Source organism: Glutamicibacter sp. AGC46 (assembly GCF_053543715.1).
This window is the reverse complement of record NZ_JBLVOJ010000025.1, coordinates 696,581-700,526: the sequence shown is the minus strand read 5'-3', so window position 1 is coordinate 700,526 and position 3,946 is coordinate 696,581. Positions and strand designations below refer to the sequence as shown.

The 3,946-nt window shown below is 64.5% G+C and carries 2 protein-coding genes; one reads left to right on the top strand and one right to left on the bottom strand.

The window, feature by feature from the left end; translation table 11 throughout:
• Positions 1-32 precede the first annotated feature (32 nt).
• A complete protein-coding gene (locus ACNPM8_RS18140) occupies positions 33-3,380 on the bottom strand; it encodes an efflux RND transporter permease subunit (protein ID WP_448940392.1) in 3,348 nt (1,115 codons plus the stop codon).
• A gap of 250 nt (positions 3,381-3,630) precedes the next feature.
• On the opposite strand from ACNPM8_RS18140, the gene ACNPM8_RS18135 reads away from it, so the two are divergent.
• Positions 3,631-3,909, top strand: a complete 279-nt coding sequence (locus tag ACNPM8_RS18135; RefSeq protein ID WP_448940391.1) for a hypothetical protein — start codon at positions 3,631-3,633, stop codon at positions 3,907-3,909.
• Positions 3,910-3,946: the final 37 nt, after the last annotated feature.

The following is a 3,946-nucleotide window of genomic DNA, read 5'->3' as shown; positions in this document are numbered from 1 at the left end:
GTTGCAGCCCCGAGTCATAGCGTCGCCAAAGCCTAGTCGTTGGGCTTTGGCGGTGCCTGCTTCATCAGCTCTTCGAAGGCCCGGCGTTCCTTGCGCGAGACCGGGATCTGGCCGGTCAACGGGTTGACGACCTGGCCAGTGGCTTCGGCAGGCGCGGGCTTAGCCGCGGGGCTCTTCCCGGCATCCGCGGTCTTCGAGGCCTCCGTGGCCGCGGCTTCTGGCGCAGCGCCCGGAACGATCTTGGCGCTGGCGCTATCCATCGCCCGGGACAGGTCCTGGGCAGCGGTATGCTGCTGCGCCGAATGCTTGCGCGCGCGGCGGGCCTTGGCGTTCTTCTCCTTGCGGGACTCGACCAAGCGGTAGAGCACCGGCACCAGGATCAGGGTGAGCACGGTGGACGAGACCAGGCCGCCGATCACCACCACGGCCAGCGGCTGGGAGATGAATCCGGACTGGCCGGTCAGGCCCAGGCCCATCGGCACCAGCGCGAAGATGGTAGCCAGGGCGGTCATCAGGATCGGGCGCAGGCGCTGGCGGGCGCCGTGCATGATGGCATCCTCCAGGGACATGGCCGGACGCTCGGCGCTGTCCTGGCGGTACTGGTTGATCAGGTCGATCAGCACAATCGCGTTGGTCACCACGATGCCCACCAGCATCAGCATGCCGATCAGCGAAGGCAAACCCAGCGGGATCCCCGAGATCAGCAGCAGGCCGATAGCGCCGGTCGCCGCGAAGGGAATCGAGACCAGCAGGATCAGCGGCTGGATCAGCGACTTGAAGGTGGCCACCATGATCACGTAGACAATCGCGATGGCTGCCAGCAGCGCCAGGTACAGCTGGTTGAAGGACTCGGCCTGCTCGGTTGCCGCGCCGCCGATCTCCGCGGTGGCGCCCTCGGGCAGCTGCACCGAGTCCAGGCTCGCGGCGACGTCCTTGGACACCTCTCCGAGCATGTTCTCCACCGGAGCCAGGGTGACCGTAGCGATACGCTCGCCGTTGGAGGTGGTGACCTGCTGGACCACCTTGGCACGCTCAACGGTGGCCAGATCCTGCAGTTCCCTGATGCCGGTGGCGGTAGGGATCTGCAGCTCGCGCAGCTTCGCCAGGCTGTCCAGGTCCATCCCCTCGCCGATCTGCACCGTCATGTCGGTGTAGTCCAGGCGCAAGGTGCCTGCCGGAACAGGGGAGACCTGCGAAGCGACCATGCCAGCGAGCTGGGTCTCGGTCAATCCCGCCTCGGCAGCCTTCTGCGCATCGATATCGATGGACACCTGCTCGCGTTCGGCAGAAAGGTTATCGAAGATTTCGGTGACGTTCGCGGTCCCTTCCAGTGCTTCGCGCATCGTGGAGGTCGCCTCGCGCAGGATCCCCTCGTCCGGGGCCTTGATCTCGATGGTGACATCGCTGGACATCATGGCCGAGGAGTTCGAGCCGAAGCTCAGGTCCAGGTCCTCGGCCAGGTCCAGGCCTTCCACCTGCTCGCGAACCGTGTTCGTCAGCGCTTCCTGGTCGGCATCGGCATTGGTGATCACGGTGAAGCTTGCGGTATCCGAGCCGGAGGAGAACATGGCAGCCATGCCGCTGGCGGTGCCCACGGTCAGCTGGACATCTTCGATTCCCTCGATCTCAGCGAGCCCGGTCTCGATTTTTGCCGCTTGCTTTTCGGTGGTTTCCATGGAGGTGCCCGAAGGCATCTTGGCGGTGATGGAAATCGAGTTCTCGCCGGTGGAGCCCAGCAGGTTGGTGTTCAGCAGCGGGGTCATGGCCACGGTGCCGGCAAGGACCAGCACTGAGGCCAGCAAGGTGATGACCGGGTGCTTCTGGGTCCCTTCCAGCACCGGAATGTAGGCACGCTGCAACCACGACTTGTCTTCGGCCACATGCACGGTATGGGTTTCGCCGCTGCCCGGGCGGTGCGGCAGGAACCAGTACGCCAGTACCGGAACAATGGTCAGCGATACCAGCAGCGACGCCAGCAGCGCGATGGTCATGGTCAGCGCGAACGGGCTGAACAGTTCGCCGGCCATGCCGCCCACCAGGGCGATCGGCAAGAAGACCGCCACGGTGGTCAGGGTCGCCGCGGTAATGGCGCCGGCCACTTCCTTGACCGCCAGCAGGATCGACTGCGCCTTGGATTCGCCATGGGACAGGTGGCGCTTGATGTTCTCGATCACCACAATCGAGTCATCCACCACGCGGCCAATGGAAATGGTCAAGGCGCCCAAGGTCAGCATGTTCAGCGTGTATCCAAAGGCATTCATCCCGATGAAGGTGGCCATCAGGGACAGCGGAATGGAGATCGCGGTGACCAGGGTGGAGCGTACCGAGAACAGGAACACCAAGATGATGATCACCGCGAAGCCCAAGCCCAGGGCTCCTTCCAGCGCCAGATGCTTGATCGAGTCCTCGATGAAGGGCGCCTGGTCGAAGATCGTGGTCATGGTGGCCTTGTGGCCCAGCTCTGACTCCAGCTCGGCAAGCATTGCGGTGACCGCGTGCGAAATGGCTACCGTGTCTCCATCGGGAGTCTTGGTGACCTGGATGGACAGGGTCTCCTCGCCGTTGGTGCGGGTAATGCTGGTGGCCTCATCGGCCTTGACCGAGACCTCGGCGACGTCCTTGAGCAGCACCGGACCGCCATCGGTGACCAGCGGGATCTCCTTGATGGCCTCCAAGCTGTCCGGGGTGGAGCCGGCGATGACCGGCAGTTCCAGGCCATCGACGTCCATGTTGCCAATGGGCATGGGGGAGCCGGCGTTCTCGATGCCGTCCTTCAGATCCGTGACGGCCAGGCCGGCATCGCGCATCTGGTCGTCTTTCGGGATCACCGCAATGTGCTGGGAGGCGCCACCGGAGACCGAGGCCTCGCGGACCCCCTCGATCTTCTGCAGCTTGGGCAGGGTCAGGCGCTCCACGTCGTCGTTGAGCGCTTCCAGGGACTGGTCCGAGGAGACTGCCAGGGCCAGGACCGGGAAGTCCGCGATGGAGCCGGCGAAGGCGGTGGGCTCGACATCCTCGGGAAGCTGGGCCTTGGAATTGGCAATGGCCCGTTCCACCTGGGTCCGGGCACGATCCATGTCCGTGCCGTATTCGAAGGTCAGCGAGATGCGGGTGAAGCCGGTCTGCGAGGTAGCGGTGGAGGATTCCAGGCCCTCAACTGCCTGCAAAGCGGTTTCCAGCGGCTCGGCCACCTGCTCGTCGATCACCTCGGGGCTGGAGCCCATTTGGGTTGCCATGACCGAGATCTGGGGGAATTCCAGGGCGGGGATCAGCTCCTGCTTGAGTGATCCCATGGAAATCACGCCGAAGACGGCGGCGAAAACCGTGATGAGCGCAATGAGCGCCCGGTTTTTCAATGACAAGATGGCCAAGCGCTGCATGCGGGTGTGGTCCTTGCTGTGTCGCAGTGGGAAGGGCTGATCTCAACTTTAGTTGGTTGCCATTGCTCAACAGTCACCGGGAGATGTAAAGCACGCAAAATCATCCCAATGGATTACCCCGAAGCTGCCTGGGGCCCGCCCGCCCGCACGTGCCAATGCTGCCGATGCCGCGGCGCGCGCAGCGCTGCTGGAGCGCCTGCCCGATTCTAAGGGAAGGCGGTGGCTGGTGGCCGCATGGAATACTGGGGACATGAGTCTGCAGATGCCGATTGCGGTGCAAGCCACCGCGCAGCAAGGGATCCGGCGGCTAATCAGGATCAGGTACCGCTATTTCAGCTACGCCCTGCGCTACGCCGACGGGCGGGAAGTCTCCGGCCTAGGCTGGGCCGAGGCCGATAAATTGCTGCAAGGGCACCGGTATCCCGCCGACGCCTCGTGCACGCGCCACGGCGCCGAACGCCATTGCCCCGAACTTGGCGCTGGTGCCTGGGTGGGCTACCCCTACGGCGAGCCGCTGGACCGGCCATAGCCCGCCCAGTGCCCGGATACGCGAGAACCGCCCCCCC